This is a genomic window from Variovorax xiamenensis (assembly GCF_050916385.1).
Lineage (GTDB): Bacteria > Pseudomonadota > Gammaproteobacteria > Burkholderiales > Burkholderiaceae_C > Variovorax.
The window spans coordinates 84,805-101,761 of sequence record NZ_CP139038.1 but is presented as its reverse complement, the minus strand read 5'-3'; the positions used below and the strand labels follow the sequence as shown (position 1 = coordinate 101,761).

At 66.9% G+C, this 16,957-nt stretch carries 18 protein-coding genes; 7 read left to right on the top strand and 11 right to left on the bottom strand.

All coding sequences use genetic code 11. The features are described 5' to 3' along the window. Positions 1–82: 82 nt before the first annotated feature. The 9 genes from SFB74_RS00355 to SFB74_RS00315 form a co-directional block, all read right to left on the bottom strand. On the bottom strand, positions 83–979 hold the full coding sequence (locus SFB74_RS00355) for a CsgG/HfaB family protein (RefSeq protein ID WP_432728693.1): 897 nt from the start codon (positions 977–979) through the stop codon (positions 83–85). Between the two features lie 115 nt (positions 980–1,094). Continuing rightward, entirely contained in the window at positions 1,095–2,063 is a 969-nt protein-coding gene (locus SFB74_RS00350; protein WP_432728692.1) for a ParB/RepB/Spo0J family partition protein, read from the bottom strand. Further along, positions 2,063–2,608: an RBBP9/YdeN family alpha/beta hydrolase gene (locus SFB74_RS00345; RefSeq protein WP_432728691.1), complete on the bottom strand. Its 546-nt coding sequence runs from the start codon at positions 2,606–2,608 to the stop codon at positions 2,063–2,065. The genes SFB74_RS00350 and SFB74_RS00345 overlap by 1 nt, the downstream gene beginning before the upstream one ends. Before the next feature lie 42 nt (positions 2,609–2,650). Next, the gene (locus SFB74_RS00340) at positions 2,651–3,571 is read right to left on the bottom strand and encodes a ParA family protein (protein ID WP_432728690.1); all 921 of its coding nucleotides are present in this window, start codon (positions 3,569–3,571) and stop codon (positions 2,651–2,653) included. Between the two features lie 22 nt (positions 3,572–3,593). Further along, a complete protein-coding gene (locus tag SFB74_RS00335) occupies positions 3,594–4,208 on the bottom strand; it encodes a LysE family transporter (RefSeq protein ID WP_432728689.1) in 615 nt (204 codons plus the stop codon). Between the two features lie 126 nt (positions 4,209–4,334). Continuing rightward, the gene (gene rsmG / locus SFB74_RS00330) at positions 4,335–4,988 is read right to left on the bottom strand and encodes a 16S rRNA (guanine(527)-N(7))-methyltransferase RsmG (protein WP_432728688.1); all 654 of its coding nucleotides are present in this window, start codon (positions 4,986–4,988) and stop codon (positions 4,335–4,337) included. Next, positions 4,985–6,928 carry a tRNA uridine-5-carboxymethylaminomethyl(34) synthesis enzyme MnmG gene (mnmG, locus tag SFB74_RS00325; RefSeq protein ID WP_432728687.1) on the bottom strand — a complete coding sequence of 648 codons (1,944 nt, stop codon included), beginning with the start codon at positions 6,926–6,928 and terminating at the stop codon, positions 4,985–4,987. Before mnmG ends, rsmG begins: the two co-directional genes overlap by 4 nt. A 173-nt stretch (positions 6,929–7,101) precedes the next feature. Further along, entirely contained in the window at positions 7,102–7,989 is an 888-nt protein-coding gene (locus SFB74_RS00320; RefSeq protein ID WP_432728686.1) for a transglutaminase-like domain-containing protein, read from the bottom strand. After that, a complete protein-coding gene (locus tag SFB74_RS00315) occupies positions 7,989–8,174 on the bottom strand; it encodes a DUF1328 family protein (protein WP_019653611.1) in 186 nt (61 codons plus the stop codon). Before SFB74_RS00315 ends, SFB74_RS00320 begins: the two co-directional genes overlap by 1 nt. A 184-nt stretch (positions 8,175–8,358) precedes the next feature. Between SFB74_RS00315 and gstA the strand changes: the two genes are divergently transcribed. The 7 genes from gstA to gloA2 all read left to right on the top strand — a co-directional run bounded on the left by gstA (position 8,359) and on the right by gloA2 (position 14,705). After that, positions 8,359–8,967, top strand: coding sequence for a glutathione transferase GstA (gstA, locus tag SFB74_RS00310; protein WP_432728685.1), 609 nt, complete (start codon positions 8,359–8,361; stop codon positions 8,965–8,967). A gap of 166 nt (positions 8,968–9,133) precedes the next feature. Further along, a complete protein-coding gene (locus SFB74_RS00305) occupies positions 9,134–9,916 on the top strand; it encodes an enoyl-CoA hydratase/isomerase family protein (protein ID WP_432728684.1) in 783 nt (260 codons plus the stop codon). Next, positions 9,913–11,736 (top strand): acyclic terpene utilization AtuA family protein, encoded by a 1,824-nt coding sequence (locus tag SFB74_RS00300; RefSeq protein WP_432728683.1) that lies wholly within the window; start codon positions 9,913–9,915, stop codon positions 11,734–11,736. The genes SFB74_RS00305 and SFB74_RS00300 overlap by 4 nt, the downstream gene beginning before the upstream one ends. Before the next feature lie 85 nt (positions 11,737–11,821). Continuing rightward, positions 11,822–12,925 carry an alkene reductase gene (locus SFB74_RS00295; protein WP_432728682.1) on the top strand — a complete coding sequence of 368 codons (1,104 nt, stop codon included), beginning with the start codon at positions 11,822–11,824 and terminating at the stop codon, positions 12,923–12,925. A gap of 75 nt (positions 12,926–13,000) precedes the next feature. Further along, positions 13,001–13,483, top strand: a complete 483-nt coding sequence (locus SFB74_RS00290; RefSeq protein WP_432728681.1) for a RidA family protein — start codon at positions 13,001–13,003, stop codon at positions 13,481–13,483. After that, positions 13,480–13,947: a GNAT family N-acetyltransferase gene (locus tag SFB74_RS00285; RefSeq protein ID WP_432728680.1), complete on the top strand. Its 468-nt coding sequence runs from the start codon at positions 13,480–13,482 to the stop codon at positions 13,945–13,947. Before SFB74_RS00290 ends, SFB74_RS00285 begins: the two co-directional genes overlap by 4 nt. After that, positions 13,944–14,705 (top strand): SMU1112c/YaeR family gloxylase I-like metalloprotein, encoded by a 762-nt coding sequence (gene gloA2 / locus SFB74_RS00280; RefSeq protein ID WP_432728679.1) that lies wholly within the window; start codon positions 13,944–13,946, stop codon positions 14,703–14,705. The genes SFB74_RS00285 and gloA2 overlap by 4 nt, the downstream gene beginning before the upstream one ends. Before the next feature lie 11 nt (positions 14,706–14,716). Here the strand turns inward: gloA2 and SFB74_RS00275 are convergent, their stop codons facing one another. Further along, positions 14,717–16,099 carry a sensor histidine kinase gene (locus SFB74_RS00275; protein WP_432732038.1) on the bottom strand — a complete coding sequence of 461 codons (1,383 nt, stop codon included), beginning with the start codon at positions 16,097–16,099 and terminating at the stop codon, positions 14,717–14,719. A 41-nt stretch (positions 16,100–16,140) separates the two neighbouring features. Beyond that, positions 16,141–16,830: a response regulator transcription factor gene (locus tag SFB74_RS00270; protein ID WP_432728678.1), complete on the bottom strand. Its 690-nt coding sequence runs from the start codon at positions 16,828–16,830 to the stop codon at positions 16,141–16,143. Positions 16,831–16,957: the final 127 nt, after the last annotated feature.

The following is a 16,957-nucleotide window of genomic DNA, read 5'->3' as shown; positions in this document are numbered from 1 at the left end:
GCGCTCAGGCACCAACGAAAAAGCCCGGGGCTCTTGCGAGCCGCCGGGCTTTTTGTTTGTTCGACTGAAGGTTGCCGTGCGATCAGTTGCTGCGACGGCGTGCCGGTGCCTTCTCTGCCGGCACGTAGGTCTGCGACGGCGCCGCGCCGCCATCCACGCCCAGGCGGCCACCGCCGCCGAGGCCCTGGCCGCGCACCGTCTGCGCCTTGTAGTTGCGCAGCGAACGGACCATCTGGTTGAACGCGTCCATGAAGGCAGCGGCAATCACCTTGCCCTGGGCCGTGTTGGTGTAGCCGCCGAGGCCGCCGCCCGCGCTGCGGCCGGCCAGTGCACCGAAGGCGCCGAAGTCGGTCTTGGAGGCGCTGCCTTCGGAAGCCGCGACCTGCACGCCCGAGCGGTTGTCGATGAGGGTCAGCATCGCGCTGGCTTCCTTGGTCTGCATGCTGCCGCCGATGGCTGCGAGGGCACGGCCGCGGCCGCCGCCCACCAGGCCGCCGAGCGCGCCGCCGACACCACCTGCATCGCTGTTGCTGAACACGATCTCGGGCGACAGGCCGTAGTCGGAAGCGACCATCTGGCCACGGCCGAAATTGCTGCCGCCGCGCATTTCGCCGGATTGCATCAGCGCACGTTCGCGCGTCATGGCGTTCATGCCGGCAGCGCCGCGTTCGACCACGATGAAGCAGTTCGACTGTTGCACCAGCAGGCGCAGCAGGTTGGCCGTGGGGGGCAGGCGGTATTCGCCGGTGAGGATGGTGTACCAGCCCGCGTTCTGGTTCTCGATCAGGGAGACGGTGCCGAGCGGCGATTCGCAGCGCTCGAGCTGGCTGCTCGCGTTGTCGGTGGCGCCGCCTGCCGCGCTGCCGGTGGCCATGGTCTTGGCCGACTGGCTGCCCATTTGCATGTCGGTCGCGGCGCAACCGGTTAGAAGAAGTGCGCCGGCGGCGATGGCCGCGAGCGGGAACCTGGTGAGCTTCATGGATGACTCCCTCTGTTTGTTCAGAGATCTGAGGTTGGAAAAACCAGCGGTCGAGGATACGCGCAAAGGATTGCAGGAATCAATCAAACGAACGCCCGCCCCCGGGTTCACAACACTAGGCCGTTCGGCGGATGCGTTCGATCAATCCGTTGAGCGCCTCGATGGAGCCGAAGTGGATCGCGAGTTCGCCGCTTTCCTCGATGCGGCCGCCGCGCTTGCTGCGCTTCTTGATGCGCACCTCGACCTCGGCCGTGAGCAGGTCGGCCAGTTCTTCTTCCACACGCAGCAGATCGCGCGACTTCTCGCCGTCATTGCTGCGGCGCGAAGGCGTGAGCGTGAACTCGGCCGCGAGCTTCTTCACCAGCGACTCGGCCTCGCGCACCGACATCTTCTTGGCCGCGATCTGGTTGGCGGCCGTGATCTGCGTGCCGCGGTCCAGCGACAACAGCGCGCGAGCATGGCCCATGTCGATGTCGCCGGCCATCAGCATCTGCTGCGCGGGCTCGGCCAGGTTCAGCAGGCGCAACAGGTTGCTGGCTGCGCTGCGCGAGCGGCCCACTGCCTGGGCCGCCTGCTCGTGAGTGAGCCCAAACTCGGTCACCAGGCGTTGCAGGCCTTGGGCCTCTTCGAGCGGATTGAGATCCTCGCGCTGGATGTTCTCGATGAGGGACATCGCCGCCGCGGCCTCGTTCGGCACGTCGCGCACCAGCACCGGGACGCTGTCGAGGCCGGCGAGCTTCGCGGCGCGGAAGCGCCGTTCGCCCGCGATGATTTCGTATTCGGCGTTCTTGGCTGCGGCCGACTCGGGATCGAGCCGCCGCACCAGGATCGGCTGCATGATGCCCTGCACCTTGATGCTCTCGGCCAGCTCGTAGAGCGCGCCCTCGTCCATGCGCGTGCGCGGCTGATAGACGCCGGCGACCATCTGGTCGAGCATCAACGTGCTCGGGTTCCGTTGCGCGCCGCCCTCCTCCGCATCCGCGGCGCCGGCACCGCCGCCGCTGTTGTCGGCGGAAGGCGCGGCCGTCGGGCCCAGCAGCGCTTCGAGGCCGCGTCCCAGTCCCTTGGGTTTCTTGGTCGCCATCAGTTCTTTTCTTTCGAGATTTCGTTCAGGAGTTTGCGGCCTTCGGGCCAGTCGCCCAGGCCTGATTCGGCGTTCAGGTGGCCGCCCGCGCCGGCATCGATGAAGCGCGCACCCCAGTCGGCGGCAAGCTGCCGCGAGCGCGAGGCTTCGCAGTAGGGGTCGTCACTGGCGGCGATCAGCACCGCCGGGAAAGGCAGCGGCTTGCGCACGATGGGCGCCCAACCCGGGATCGACTGGCGCAGGCTGTCGCTTTCCACATCGCCGGGCGCGACCAGCAGCGCGCCGCGCACCTTGTGCGTGTTGCGCGAATGCGCGGCCCAGGCGGCGACGAGGATGCAGCCGAGGCTGTGCGCCGCGAAGACCACCGGGCCGGGCGAGGCCAGCACTTCTTCCTCGAGCCGCGCGGACCAATCGCCGCGCAGCGGGCGCATCCATTCGTGCTGCTCGACTCGATGGTCGCCATGGACGGATTCCCATCGGGTCTGCCAATGGCCGGGGCCGCTGTTCTGCCAACCGGGCAGCAGCAGGATGCGAGGAGCTGTCATTTGCTACTGATTTGATAGCGACTTGCGCACAGCAAGCGGCCGTCAGGCATTGTTTTCACTGGGCGAGTCCGCAGCCGGCGCGGCGGCTGGCGCCATGACGTCATCGGGGATGGGCAGGTCCGGCGTGATGCGCGCGACCGGAGCGATCGGCGGAGCCACCGCGCCCGAGGCGAAGGCGCTCGCGGGCGGCATCTTGTCGACCAGCTCCTGGGCGAAGGCGATGAAAGCCTGGCTGCCGCGGGCGGCCGGATCGAACACCACGCCCGGCAGTCCGTAGCTCGGCGCCTCGGCCAACCGCACGTTGCGCGGGATCACGGTGTCGAACACCTTGTCGCCGAAGTGGGACTTGAGCTGCTCGCTCACCTGCTGCTGCAGCGTGATGCGCGGATCGAACATCACACGCAGCAGGCCGATGATCTGCAGGTTCTTGTTGAGGTTGGCGTGCACCTGCTTGATGGTGTTGACCAGGTCGGTCAGGCCCTCGAGCGCGAAGTACTCGCACTGCATCGGCACGATCACGCCGTGGGCGGCGCACAGGCCGTTCAGCGTCAGCAGGCTCAGGCTGGGCGGGCAGTCGATCAGCACGAAGTCGTACTCGGCACCGACGGCGGCCAGCGCGGTGCGCAGGCGCTTCTCGCGGCGGTCGAGCGCGACCATTTCGACTTCGGCACCGGCCAGTTCGCGGTTGGCGCCCAGCACGTCGTAGCCGCAACCACCCTCCACCAGCTTGTCGGCCTTGACCCGCGCCTCGGCCACCGAGGCCGATTCGAGCAGCACGTCGTACACCGTCAGTTCGAGCTCGCGCTTGTCGATGCCCGAACCCATGGTGGCATTGCCCTGCGGATCGAGGTCGATCATCAGCACGCGCTGGCCGACCTTGGCCAGGCCGGCGGCGAGATTGACGGTGGTGGTGGTCTTGCCGACTCCGCCCTTCTGGTTGGCGATGCAGAAAATCTTGGCCATGTGAGTACCGGGGGTCGATCGATCAGCGCGAGATTGCGAGCTTGACGCCGAAGGCGATCAGGAAGGTGCCGGCAAGCTTTTCGAGCGTGGTGGAAATGCGGGGATTGGCGCGGATACGCTCGGCCAGGAAGTGCGTGAGCAGCGTCGAGGTCAGGCCGTACAGGAAGGTCAGCGCGGCGATCGTCACCGCCATCGCGCCGAACGTGATCAGGCCCTGATGCCGGGCCGGGTCCACGAACAGCGGGAAGAAGGCCATGTAGAACACGATGGCCTTCGGGTTCAGCAGCGTGATGGTGAAAGCCTGGCGCATGAAATGGCTGGGCTTGATGTTGAGGATGGGAGCCGAGCCGGGCTTCGCCATCAGCATCTTGATGCCCATCCAGGCCAGGTAGGCGGCGCCGAGCCACTGCACAGCCTTGAAAGCGGCCGGGTAGGCAGCCATCACGGCCGACACGCCAGCCACCGCGGCCCACAGCAGGAACTGGTCGCCGACGATCACGCCCGCCGTCGCGGCCAGTCCGCCGCGGATGCCGCCCTTGCTGGTCGAAGTGATCAGCGCCAGATTGCCCGGGCCGGGAATCAGAAGGAAAAGGACGATGGCGGCGACGAATGCGCCGTAGTCAGCAATGCCGAACATGGGATTTGCCTCGAAAAAGCGAGCCGGGAAAGAGACCAGAGGGAGGCATCGAGTCTAAGCGAGCACACCGCCGCGAAGATCGTTCGGACACCGGCTTTTACCGGTGTCGCGGCCTCTTTTTGCGAATCAGGCGCCGACCTGGGCGGCTTCCTTGCGCGCCCAGACGATGCAGCGCTCGGCATCGAGGCCCGGAACCGTCAGTTGTTCCACGTGAAACACAGACACGCCCGTCGGGACGCCGGCGAGTTCATCGGTCGGCATCTTGCCCTTCATGGCCAGCCAGACGCCGCCAGGAGCGAGCAGGTTCATCGAGCCGTTGAAGAAATCCGGCAGCGACGCAAAGGCGCGCGAGCTGATGACTTCGTAGCTACCGACCAAAGATTCGACCCGGGCATGCAGCCCACGAAGATTCGGCAACTCCAGCTCGGCCGCAACCTGCTGTACGAACGCGGCCTTCTTGGCGACCGCATCGAGGCAGCTCACCTCGAGATCCGGTCGCATGATGGCGATCACCACGCCGGGCAATCCGCCGCCGGAGCCTACGTCCAGGAGCTTGCCCTTCCCTGCCCACTCGCGCTGCAGCGGCGCAACTGCCGCCAGGCTGTCGAGCAAATGATGGGTCAGCACACTGGCAGGATCGCGCAGTGCCGTCAGGTTGTAGACCTTGTTCCACTTGAGCATCAGCGTGCCGTAGGCCAGCAGCCGCTCGCCCTGGGAGTCGGACAGCGCCACGCCCATGGCGGCCGCGCCTGCGCGCAGCGTGTCGATCGGCGCCGTCATTCGGCGGCTGCTTCCGTAGCAGCGTCGCGGGCAAAGGCCTTGTGGCCACCCTTTCGCAGATGAATCATCAACAGGGAAATCGCGGCTGGCGTCACACCGGAGATGCGCGAGGCGAGGCCCAGTGTTTCCGGCCGGTGCTTGTCCAGCTTCTGGCGCACCTCGAAGCTCAGGGCCTTGACCTGGCTGTAGTCGAAATCGGCCGGCAACTTCAGGTTCTCGAAGTGGGCGGCGCGCTCCACTTCGTCGTGCTGACGCTCGATGTAGCCGGAGTACTTGGCCGAGATCTCGATCTGCTCGATCTCGGTTTCGCTCAGTGGCGACTGGGCGCCGTACTTGCCGCCGTCCAGAGTCATCAGCGTTTCGTAGCTCACATCCGGCCGGCGCAGCAGATCGGCGAGGTTGTATTCGTGGTCGATGGCCTTGCCCAGCACCCGCTCCGACTCCGAAGCCGGCAGGTTGCGCGGGTTCACCCAGATCGACCTGAGGCGCTCTGTTTCACGTGAAACAGCATCGCGCTTTCGGCTGAATGCGTCCCAGCGTTCGTCGTCCACCAGACCCAGCTTGCGGCCAGCTTCGGTCAGACGCATGTCGGCGTTGTCCTCGCGCAGCTGCAGCCGGAACTCGGCACGGCTCGTGAACATGCGATACGGCTCGGTCACGCCCTTGGTGATCAGGTCGTCGACCAGCACACCCAGATAGGCTTCGTCGCGGCGCGGCAACCAGGCGTCTTCGCCACGGCACTGCAGTGCGGCGTTGATGCCGGCGAACAAACCTTGTGCCGCAGCCTCTTCGTAGCCGGTCGTGCCGTTGATCTGCCCGGCGAAGAACAACCCCTTGACCGAACGCGTCTCGAAGCTGCTCTTGAGTTCGCGCGGATCGAAGTAGTCGTACTCGATGGCATAGCCCGGCCGCAGGATGTGCGCGTTCTCCAGCCCGGGCATCGAGCGCACCAGTTGGTACTGGATGTCGAACGGCAGGCTGGTCGAGATCCCGTTCGGGTAGTACTCGTTGGTCGTCAGGCCTTCGGGCTCCAGGAAGATCTGGTGGCTTTCCTTGTCGGCAAAGCGGTTGATCTTGTCTTCCACGCTCGGGCAGTAGCGCGGCCCTACCCCGTCGATCTTGCCGGTGAACATCGGACTGCGGTCGAAGCCCGAGCGAATAATCTCGTGCGTACGCGCATTGGTGTGCGTGATCCAGCAGGGCATCTGCTGCGGATGCATGTCCGCGCGACCCATGAAGCTGAACACCGGCATCGGCCCTGCCCCACCAGGCATGCCGTCGCCCGGCTGCTCGGTGCACTTCGAGAAATCGATGCTGCGGCCATCGAGCCGCGGCGGCGTGCCGGTCTTGAGTCGTCCCTGCGGCAGCTTCAGTTCCTTGAGCCGCGCCGACAGGCTGACGGCCGGCGGGTCACCCGCGCGTCCGGCCTGGTAGTTGTCGAGCCCGACGTGGATGCGCCCGTCGAGAAAAGTACCCGCGGTCAGCACCACGGTCCGTGCGCGGAACGCGATGCCCACCTGCGTGACGGCACCGACCACACGATCGCCCTCCACCATCAGGTCGTCGACGGCTTGCTGGAACAGGCTCAGGTTCGGCTGGTTCTCCAGCCGGCGACGGATGGCGGCCTTGTACAAGACGCGGTCCGCCTGCGCACGCGTGGCGCGCACGGCAGGGCCCTTGCTCGAGTTGAGAATGCGGAACTGGATGCCGGCCTCGTCCGTCGCGATCGCCATCGCGCCACCAAGCGCATCGACCTCCTTCACCAGGTGGCCCTTGCCGATGCCGCCGATCGACGGGTTGCAACTCATCTGTCCCAGCGTCTCGATGTTGTGGGAGAGCAGCAGCGTCTTGGCGCCCATGCGTGCGGCGGCGAGCGCGGCCTCGGTGCCGGCATGGCCACCGCCGACGACGATCACGTCGAATTCTTCGGGGTAAAGCATTTGGAGTGGGAGCGCACAACTGACGCGTGCGCGGCGCAAAAGGGGCACCGATTTTAATCGGCGACGCCCTTTTGCGCCCCCTGTGTGGATAAGCTTGGAGAGCGACGCCTAAGAGCGTTCTCCAAGACAGAGGCTTGATAGTTTGCTATGTTTTTTTATAGCAAACAACCTTGCTAGGCCGCGGCTTCGTCCACCTGCCCCAAAGGTACGGGCTTCTCGATACCCGTCACCTCGCCAGCGGGCGAAGGCGGCATCGACGGCTGCAGGCTCCCGTCCTGCAGTTCTTGCACGACCAGTTTCTTGCCCGTCATGCGGACATTGCCGAATATGGTGCAGAAGGCCACGTCCTTCGCGTCCCGTCCCGTGCCCACGCGCACCAGCCGGTCGACCGGCGCCATGCGGGTCGGATCGAACAGCACCCACTGCCCGCCGAGCCACGCCTCGAACACAGCATGGAAATCCTGCGGCGGCTCGTCGAACCACACGTAGCCGACCACCAGCCGGGCCGGAATGTTCAGCGCACGGCAGAAGGTGATGCCCAGGTGCGCGAAGTCGCGGCATACGCCCGCGCGCTCCACGAACACCTCGCGCGCGGTCGTGGTCGAGTCGCTGCTGCCCGGCTCGTAGGTGATGCTGTCGTGGATCCAGTCGACGATCGCCTGCACCCGGCCGATGCCGGGCGGCAGATCGCCGAAGAGCTGCTGGGCACAGCGCGACATCAGATCCGACTCGCAGTAGCGCGTCGGCATCATGTAGTGCAGCACCTCGTCGGGCACTTCGGTCACCGGCGTCTCGGCCAGGTCGTTCGGCACCACCACGTGGGCGCGCCGCACGCTGGCCTTGTAGGCGATCTTCAGCGGCCCCGGTTTCGCATCGAAACGGACGAAGCGGTTGCCGCTTCCCTCGTCGCAGAAAAGCCGCATGGGCGTCGGCGGCTCCACGACCAGTTCCTCCCCGATCACGTTCTGCATGCCCGAACGCGCTGCCTCGATGTTCAGCAGCATGTGCGCAGGGGCGGCAACTTCGTAATCGAGCTGCGCCTCGACGTGAGAGATGTGCATCAGTCGATCGCTTTTTTGACCGCGCCCACGCCCAGCACCGCCAGCACCACGAACAGCAGCGCCAGCACCAGGAACAGGCCGAACAGCAGCTTGGCGATGCCCGCTGCACCCGCCGCGATACCGCCGAAGCCGAGCAAGGCGGCCACGAGCGAGATGACTGCAAAAATGATGGCGTACTTCAACATTCGTTTCTCCTTGCAGCAGGCCCCGCCCGCCGTGGAACGGAGCTTAGAAAACACGGTCTTCGGGCCCGATAGTCGCCCCGCGCGTGCAGTCGTAGGACAAAAACGCGACGCCGCCAAACCCGCTAGCATCCGCTGCGGTCTCCCAGAAAAACCAACCAACCTCGACATTCACTGGAGTTCTCGAATGAAGCTGTATTACTCGCCCGGCGCCTGCTCGCTCTCCCCTCACATCGCACTGCATGAGGCAGGCATCGCCGTCGAACCCGTGCTGGCCAGCACCAAGAGCCACAAGCTGCAGGACGGCACCGACTACTACGGCATCAACCCGCTGGGCTACGTGCCGATGCTCGAGCTCGACGACGGCACCCGCCTGCGCGAAGGCCCCGCCATCCTCCAGTACATCGCCGACCTCGCGCCCACCAAGAACCTCGCCCCGGCCGCCGGCACCATGCAGCGCTACCGCCTGCAGGAATGGCTGACCTTCATCGGCACCGAAGTGCACAAGGGCTTCAGCCCCCTGTTCAACCCCAACATGCCCGAGGAAGCCAAGACGATCTTCAAGGACAAGCTCAAGTCGCGCTTCCAGTGGCTCGACAGCGAACTGGCCAGCAAGGAGTTCCTGATGGGCGAGCACTTCAGCGTGGCCGACGGCTACCTGTTCACCGTCACCAACTGGACCAAGCCGACCAACGTCGACATCTCCGGTTTCCCCAACCTGCTGGCCTGGCACGCGCGCGTCGGCGCCCGCCCCGCCGTTCAGGACGCGATGAAGGCTGAAGGCCTGCTGAAGTAAGCCGAAGCACGCAAGAGCGTGCAGAAACAATGAAGCGGCTCGGTCATCCTCTAGGGAAAACCCGAACCGCTTCAGCCACAAGCCGCACGATGCGGCTTTTTTTTCCGGCGACGCTAGGGGCAAGAGAGAAGAGAACTCGGAAAACCGAAGCAGAAGGAATCTCGCCATGCCCGAAACCCCTCCATCAGTCGAGCTGCGCGAAGAGATGCGCGGGCCCGTCATGTGGCTCACCATCGAACGCGAGGAGCGCCGCAACGCCATCAACGGCGCGGTGCTCGCTGGCCTGGGCGATGCCATCACCCGCGCCAACAATGACAGCGCCGTGCGCGCGGTGGTCATCACCGGAACAGGCACGCGCGCCTTCTGCGCGGGCGCCGACCTGCAGAGCGGCACATCCTTCAAGTTCGACTACGCCGCGCCCTACCAGGGCTTCGCCAATCTCTTCCGCCAGGCCCGGCAATCGACAGTGCCGCTGATCGCGCGGGTCAACGGAGCCTGCATGGCCGGCGGCATGGGCCTCATGGCGATGTGCGACATGGCCGTGGCGAGCAGCCAGGCGGTGTTCGGCCTGCCCGAGGTGAAGGTCGGCCTCTTTCCCGCACAGGTGCTCAGCGTGCTCGGCGGCCTGCTCCCGCGCCGCGTGCTGGCCGAGATGTGCATCACAGGCGAGCCCATCGATGCCGCGCAGGCGCTGGAGCTGAGGCTCGTCAACCGCGTGAGCGACGACGTCGACGAAAGCCTCGACTGGCTGCTCGGCCGCATGCTCGACAAGTCGCCCGCCGCCATCCGCCGCGGCCTTTACACCATGAAGAAGATCGACGCCATGGCCTTCGAGGAATCGATGGCCTTCACCGAAAGCCAGATCGGCCTGTTCGCGCTCACCGAGGACGCGGCCGAAGGACAACTCGCCTTCCGCGAGAAGCGCAAGCCACAGTGGAGCGGACGATGAGCAAAGGGAACAACAGCATCGTCCGCATCGGCGGCGCCTCCGGCTTCTGGGGCGACAGCAGCGTGGGCGCGCCGCAGCTCGTGGCCAGCGGCCAGATCGACTACCTCGTGTTCGACTACCTCGCCGAACTCACCATGTCGATCCTCGTCGGCGCGCGGCTCAAGAAGCCCGAGCTCGGCTATGCGACCGACTTCGTTTCGGTGGCGATGAAGTCCGTGCTGAAGGACATCGTGAAACAAGGCATTCGCGTGGTGAGCAACGCCGGCGGCGTCAACCCGCAAGGCTGCGCCGACGCGCTCGCGGCACTGGCTGCGGAACAGGGCATCGCGCTGAAGATCGCCGTGGTGAGCGGCGACGACGTGTCCCCGCTGCTGCCGCAACTGCGCCAGTCGCAACCGCCCGTGCGCGAGCTGCAGAGCGGCGCCGCGCTGCCCGAACGCGTGCTCACCGCCAACGCGTACCTCGGCGCACAGCCCATACGCGCCGCGCTCGACGCGGGCGCGCAGGTCGTCATCACCGGCCGCTGTGTCGACTCGGCCGTCACGCTCGGCGTGCTCATGCATGAATTCAAGTGGCAACCGAACGACCTCGACCTGCTCGCCGCAGGCAGCCTCGCCGGCCACATCATCGAATGCGGCTGCCAGGCCACCGGCGGCCTGCACACCGACTGGGACACAGTGCCCGACTGGCCCAACATCGGCTACCCCATCGTCGAATGCAGCGCCGACGGCAGCTTCGTCGTCACCAAGCCCGCGGGCACCGGCGGCAAGGTCACGCCCGCCGTCGTGGGCGAGCAGATGCTCTACGAGATCGGAGACCCCGCCGCGTACCTGCTGCCCGACGTGGTGGCCGACTTCACGCAGGTGCGCGTCGAGCAAGCCGGCGAGCACCGCGTGCGCGTGCACGGCGCGCGCGGCCATGCGCCGACCTCGAGCTACAAGGTCAGCGCAACCTACGTCGATGGCTTCAAGACAGCGGCTCAGCTCACCATCGTCGGCTTCGACGCGGTGGCCAAGGCCAAGCGAACTGGCGAAGCCATCCTCGCGCGCACGGGAGCGCTGTTCTCGCAATACGGCTTCGGTCCCTACAGCGGCACGCAGCTCGAAGTGCTGGGCGCGGAGTCCTGCTACGGCCCTCATGCACAACTGGCCTTGCAGACGCGCGAAGCGGTGCTGCGGCTCGCGGTGACGCATCCGCGCAAGGAAGCACTGGAGCTGTTCGCGCGCGAGGTCGCTCCGGCCGGCACATCGTGGGCGCCCGGCACAACTGGCGCAGGCGGTGGGCGGGCTTCGGTGTCGCCATCGATCCGGCAATACGCGTTCCTGCTCGACAAGTCATTGGTCGAGGCATCGGTGGCCATCGATGGAGAGCGCATCGACGTTCCACGCACCGAAGCGCCACCTGCAGTCGAGATGGCCAAGCCCATCTCTTCGCCTGCCAGAGCCATTCAGACGACGATCGACACCTCCGCTACCGACAGCATCGAAGTCCCCCTGCTGCGCCTGGCCTGGGCCCGCAGCGGCGACAAGGGAGACACCTCGAACATCGGCGTCATCGCTCGCCACCCCGCCCTGCTGCCGCTGCTGCGCGAGCAGCTCACCGAGGCACGCGTGGCCGAATGGCTCGCGCACCTGGTCAAGGGCCGAGTCACGCGTCATGAGGTACCGGGCATCGACGCCTTCAACTTCGTCTGCGAGCAGGCGCTCGGCGGCGGCGGCATGGCTTCGCTGCGCAACGATCCGCTCGGCAAGGGCATGGGGCAGATCCTGCTGGCCGTGCCCATGCGGGTGAGCCCCGCCCTGCTCGCGCTGCTCGCCTAGCACCAAACCGTCAACCGTGCGACAGCAGGGTTGAGGCGGCGCGCTTAGCCTTGCGCCCCGTATCAACTCTGCTTTCGATCGCACGATGTCCACCCTTTTCGACCCCGTACAGGCCGGCGACCTGAAGCTCGCCAACCGCATCGTCATGGCGCCGCTCACGCGCAACCGCTCGCCGAACGCCATCCCTCCCGACATCGCCGCCACCTACTACGCCCAGCGCGCCAGCGCCGGCCTGCTCATCACCGAGGCCACCGCCATCAGCCACCAGGGCCAGGGCTATTCCGACGTGCCCGGCCTCTACGGCACGGAGCAACTCGACAGCTGGAAGCGCGTGACCCAGGCCGTGCACGCCAAGGGCGGCAAGATCGTCGTGCAGCTGTGGCACGTGGGCCGCGTCTCGCACAACGAACTGCAACCCGGTGGCGGAAAGCCCGTCGCCCCCTCGGCCATCACCGCCAAGACCAAGACCGTGCTCATCAAGGACGGCGTGCCCACCTTCGTCGACACCTCCGAGCCGCGCGCGCTCGACGCCGGCGAACTGCCCGGCATCGTGCACGCCTACGCCGTGGCCGCGCGCAGCGCCGTGGAAACCGCCGGCTTCGACGGCGTGGAGGTGCATGGCGCCAACGGCTACCTGCTCGACCAGTTCCTGAAGGACGGCAGCAACAAGCGCACCGACGACTACGGCGGCAGCATCGAGAACCGCGCCCGCCTGCTGCTCGAAGCCACGCGCGCCGTGGCCGATGCCGTCGGCGCCCGCAAGACCGGCATTCGCCTGTCGCCCGTCACGCCCGCCAACGACGCGTACGACAGCGACCCGCAGCCGCTCTTCACCTACGTCGTGAAGCAGCTCGCCACGCTCGACCTCGCCTACATCCACATCATCGAAGGCGCCACCGGCGGCCCGCGCGAGATCGAGGACCGCCCCTTCGACTACGAAGCCCTCAAGGCCGCGTATCGCGAAGCCGGCGGCAAGGCCGCATGGATGGTCAACAACGGCTACGACAAGCCGCTGGCCGAAGAAGCGCTGAAGGAAGGCGACGACCTCGTGGCCTTCGGCAAGCCCTTCATCTCCAACCCCGACCTCGTGCGCCGCCTGCGCGAAAACGCGCCGCTCAATCCGCTCGACAAGGCCACCATGTACGGTGGCGGCGCCAAGGGCTACACGGACTATCCGGCGCTGGCCTGAGCCCGAAGCAGCAGCGAGGGCCATGGCAAGATGCGACGGACGCTTCGTGTCCGTCGCCTCAAGGAGAGAAATGCCATGGCTCGCATCGAGCAACGACTGGCCGCGCTCGGCCTCGTCCTTCCGCCCTCAGTGACGCCGCCGCCCGGCGTCGTGCTGCCTTTCCAGTTCGTTCGCCTCGCCGGCCGCCGCGCGTTGATCTCCGGCCACGGCCCGCTCAATGCCGACGGCACCATCGCCGCGCCGCTGGGCAAGCTGGGCCGCGAGCTGAACGTCGAGCAGGGCTACACCGCCGCGCGTCTCACCGCGCTCGCGATGCTGGGCAGCCTGCAGCGCGCGCTCGGCGACCTGGACCGCATCACCGCATGGACGCGTGTCTTCGGCATGGTTTCCTGCGCATCGGGCTTCGACAGGCAGCCGGCCGTCATCAACGGTTTTTCCGACCTCATCCTCGAAGTCTTCGGCCCCGACATCGGCGCCCATTCGCGCAGCGCGGTCGGCATGGCGGAGCTGCCATTCAACATCCCGGTGGAGATCGAAGGCGAGGTGGAGTTCGAATGAGCACCACCCCCTGGACGCTGCGACGCGCCGACTCCGCCGACGCTGCAGCCATCACCGAATGCGCCGTGGAGGCCTTTCGCCACTACATCCCGCGGCTGGGACTCACGCCGGTTCCGATGACCAGGGACTACGGCGCGGCGATCGCGAACGCGCAGGTCTGGGTCGCGCAACAGCAGGAACGAATCGTCGCGGCGCTGGTACTCGACGTCACCGACGAAGGCTTCCTGATCGACGTGATCGCGGTGCGTCCCGCGCAGCAGGGCACCGGCGTGGGCCGCGCGCTGCTGGAGCTTGCCGAGCACGAGGCGCTGCGGCAGGGTCATGACTCGATCTACCTCTTCACCAACGAGAAGATGACCGAGAACCGCGCGCTCTACGAGCGCATCGGCTACGTCGAGTACAAGCGGCTTGCCTTCGCGGAGCGAACTCGCGTCTTTCTCCGCAAGCAACTGAAGAAGCGATGACCACGATGCAGCTCGAACGCATTCATCACGTCGCCATCATCTGCTCCGACTACGGGGTGTCGAAGCGCTTCTACACCGAGGTGCTGGGCCTGCGCGTGGTGGCCGAAAACTACCGCGCCGCTCGCGATTCGTACAAGCTCGATCTCGCCCTGCCCGATGGCTCGCAGATCGAGCTCTTCTCCTTTCCCGCCGCTCCCGCGCGGCCCACGCGGCCCGAAGCGCAGGGGCTGCGTCACCTGTCCTTCGAAGTGCACGACGTGCAGGCCGCTGCCGATGAACTCTCGGCGCAAGGCATTGCCGTGGAGCCCTTGCGCGTCGACGAATACACGGGCCGGCGCTTCACCTTCTTCGCCGACCCCGACGGGCTGCCGCTCGAACTCTACGAGGCAGCGCCTGGCAAGGAGCTCGAAGCGTTGCTGCTCGAACTCGAAGGCGCGCTGCATCTGCGCGAGGTGCGCGCGAGTGCCGCACGACTCGAGGAACTGCTCGACGACGACTTCCATGAACTCGGCGTCTCCGGCACGGTGTGGACGCGGGCAGCCATCATCGAGGCGCTGCGCGACGAAGCCTTCTCGGAGCGCACGATGACGGACTTTCGCGTGCTGCGCATGGCCCCCGACGTGGCGCTGGTCACCTACCGCGCTCACCGCGAAGCCATTCCCCAGCGCCCTGCCGCGGACTCGCTGCGAAGCTCGCTATGGAGGCTGCGCGCGGGCCGCTGGCGCATGGTCTTCCACCAGGGCACGCCGCTCGCCTGAACGTTCGTGCCTCAGGCCACTTCGCCGAATGCCACGCTGACCCGCAGCCCCGTGGGCTCCGCGGCTTCGAGCCTCAGCTCCGCGCCCAGCAGCTCCGCATAGCGCGAGACGATCGACAACCCCAGCCCCGAGCCCTGCCCCAGCTTCTGGCCCGCCGGGCCTTGCGCCCAACGCTGCATCAGGTCGCGCTGCGCTTCGAGCGGAATGCCGGGGCCGTCGTCGATCACGCTCAGCGTGTGGCCCGCGAGCTCGACGGTGATGGTGCGCCCGCCGTAGCGCAGCGCGTTGTCGATCAGGTTGTCGAGGATGCCTTCGACCAGCGCCTCGTTGGCATTCACGACGACGCCGTCGTCGAGGCCGCGAGCGCCCAGGTCCACGCCGCGTGCATCGGCACGACCCAGGTGCCTCAGCACCGTCTGTTCGGCCAGCACGTCGAGCCGCACGGGCACGCGCTTGAGCTCGGTGCGTGCCTCCTCGGCGAGCGCGAGCGCCAGCAGCTGGTCGATCAGGTGGCTGGCGCGCGCCTGCCGCTCCGACACGCGCTCGAGCTGCTCGCGCCACACGTTGGTGTCCTGCTGCGCGAGCCCATATTCGGCCAGCGCGCGGATGCCCGCCAGCGGCGTGCGCAACTCGTGCGCCACGTTGCCCACGAACTCGCGCTGCGCCTGCACGCTGTTGCCCAGCCGCTCGAAGAGCGAATTGACTGCGTTGCCCAGGCGCTGGATCTCGCGCGAGGTCTGGGCCACCGCGACCGGAGACAGGTCGCGCACGTCGCGCCGGTCGAGTGCGCGCTGCAGTTCGCCGAGCGGACGCAGGTCGCTGCGGATGCCGTACCAGAGCCAGATAGCGAGCAGGATGAGAAGCAGGATCTGCGGTGCGAGCGCATAGCCCAGCAACTGGCGCACCAGCGCCGCGCGGCTCAGCGTGGTCTGCGCAATGATCACGCGATAGGGCATGCTGATGTCGGGCTCGGCGTCATGCTCGAGCACCACCGCGCGCAGCGTGCTGCCTTCGTAGTTCACATCGGAAAAACGGTAGCGCGAGCCGTCCACCGGCAGCGGCGCCTGCAGGCCCGACTGGCCCGAGATCAGCGAGCCGTCGAGCCGCTGCACCGCGAAGTACACCTTGTCGACCTGGTCGAAGAGCACCGTGGCCACCTCGCGCGGCGTGAGCATGAGCTCGATGCCGCGCTCGCCCGCCTGCACGTTGGCCGACAGCGCATAGGCATCGTCGAGCATGCCGCGGTCGAAGGCCTGTTCGGAGAAGTAATTGGCGATGACCAGCGCGATGACCGCGCCGACCATCCACGTGAGCGCCAGCGGCACCAGCACGTTGCGCAGCACGCGCTGCGTGAGCGAGGGGGCACGGACCGCAGCCGGCTGCGATTCGGCGATGGTCTGTTGCTGCTGTCCGTTCACGCGCGGACCGGAATCGATCACACCTCGGCTTCGAGCAGGTAGCCGATGCCGCGCAGCGTGCGGATGCTCGCGCCCGTGCCCTGCAGCTTCTTGCGCAGGCGGGAGATGAAGGCCTCCAGCGCGTTGTCGCCGAGCGATTCGTCGAAGCTGGAGAGCTTGTCGGACAGCGCACGCTTGCTCACCGTGCGGCCCGGCGGGCTCATGAGCTCCCACAGCACCTCGAACTCGCGCGCGGGCAGGTCGAGCGGCCCACCCGCGGTGGAGAAGCGGCGCGCCTTGCGGTCGAGCTTGAGCTGGCCCAGCAGCACGATGTCCTCGGTGCCCTTCGCGCGGCGCACCAGTGCGCGCAGGCGGGCTTCGACCTCGGCCAGGTCGAAGGGCTTGCCGAGGTAGTCGTCGGCGCCCGCGTCGAGGCCGGCGATGCGCTCCTCGGTACGACCTCGCGCGGTGAGCACGAGCACCGGCGTGCGGTCGCCACGCGCGCGTGCCTGCCGCAGTGCGGTGAGCCCGCTCGCGAGGCCGCTGGTCGGACTCGCGGTGGCGGGCAGGTTGAGGTCGAGCAGCACGGCATCGAAGGGCTGCACGCGCCACAGGTGGTCGGCATCTTCGACGTTGGTTGAAACGTCGACGCGATGGCCCGCATCGGCAAGGCTGCGCACCATCACATCGCGCAGGACGGTGTCGTCTTCGACAAGCAGAATTCGCATGGTCTTTGAATGGTTGGGGGTAATCTGCCTTGCGAACGACGGGTCAGCGGCCGGTCAGTCGCTCCAAGCGATAAACGCAACATGAGCATACGACAGCACGATGAATCACGGGCCATTTTCATGGCCC

Coding starts and splice junctions, on each gene's coding strand:
- SFB74_RS00295 (WP_432728682.1), top strand. CDS start 11,822: ATGTCCACCCTTTTCGACCCCGTACAGGCCGGCGACCTGAAGCTCGCC.
- SFB74_RS00290 (WP_432728681.1), top strand. CDS start 13,001: ATGGCTCGCATCGAGCAACGACTGGCCGCGCTCGGCCTCGTCCTTCCG.
- SFB74_RS00270 (WP_432728678.1), bottom strand. CDS start 16,830: ATGCGAATTCTGCTTGTCGAAGACGACACCGTCCTGCGCGATGTGATG.
- rsmG (WP_432728688.1), bottom strand. CDS start 4,988: ATGACGGCGCCGATCGACACGCTGCGCGCAGGCGCGGCCGCCATGGGC.
- SFB74_RS00320 (WP_432728686.1), bottom strand. CDS start 7,989: ATGCACATCTCTCACGTCGAGGCGCAGCTCGATTACGAAGTTGCCGCC.
- SFB74_RS00335 (WP_432728689.1), bottom strand. CDS start 4,208: ATGTTCGGCATTGCTGACTACGGCGCATTCGTCGCCGCCATCGTCCTT.
- SFB74_RS00305 (WP_432728684.1), top strand. CDS start 9,134: ATGCCCGAAACCCCTCCATCAGTCGAGCTGCGCGAAGAGATGCGCGGG.
- SFB74_RS00345 (WP_432728691.1), bottom strand. CDS start 2,608: ATGACAGCTCCTCGCATCCTGCTGCTGCCCGGTTGGCAGAACAGCGGC.
- SFB74_RS00355 (WP_432728693.1), bottom strand. CDS start 979: ATGAAGCTCACCAGGTTCCCGCTCGCGGCCATCGCCGCCGGCGCACTT.
- SFB74_RS00300 (WP_432728683.1), top strand. CDS start 9,913: ATGAGCAAAGGGAACAACAGCATCGTCCGCATCGGCGGCGCCTCCGGC.
- gloA2 (WP_432728679.1), top strand. CDS start 13,944: ATGACCACGATGCAGCTCGAACGCATTCATCACGTCGCCATCATCTGC.
- SFB74_RS00285 (WP_432728680.1), top strand. CDS start 13,480: ATGAGCACCACCCCCTGGACGCTGCGACGCGCCGACTCCGCCGACGCT.
- SFB74_RS00350 (WP_432728692.1), bottom strand. CDS start 2,063: ATGGCGACCAAGAAACCCAAGGGACTGGGACGCGGCCTCGAAGCGCTG.
- SFB74_RS00340 (WP_432728690.1), bottom strand. CDS start 3,571: ATGGCCAAGATTTTCTGCATCGCCAACCAGAAGGGCGGAGTCGGCAAG.
- mnmG (WP_432728687.1), bottom strand. CDS start 6,928: ATGCTTTACCCCGAAGAATTCGACGTGATCGTCGTCGGCGGTGGCCAT.
- gstA (WP_432728685.1), top strand. CDS start 8,359: ATGAAGCTGTATTACTCGCCCGGCGCCTGCTCGCTCTCCCCTCACATC.
- SFB74_RS00315 (WP_019653611.1), bottom strand. CDS start 8,174: ATGTTGAAGTACGCCATCATTTTTGCAGTCATCTCGCTCGTGGCCGCC.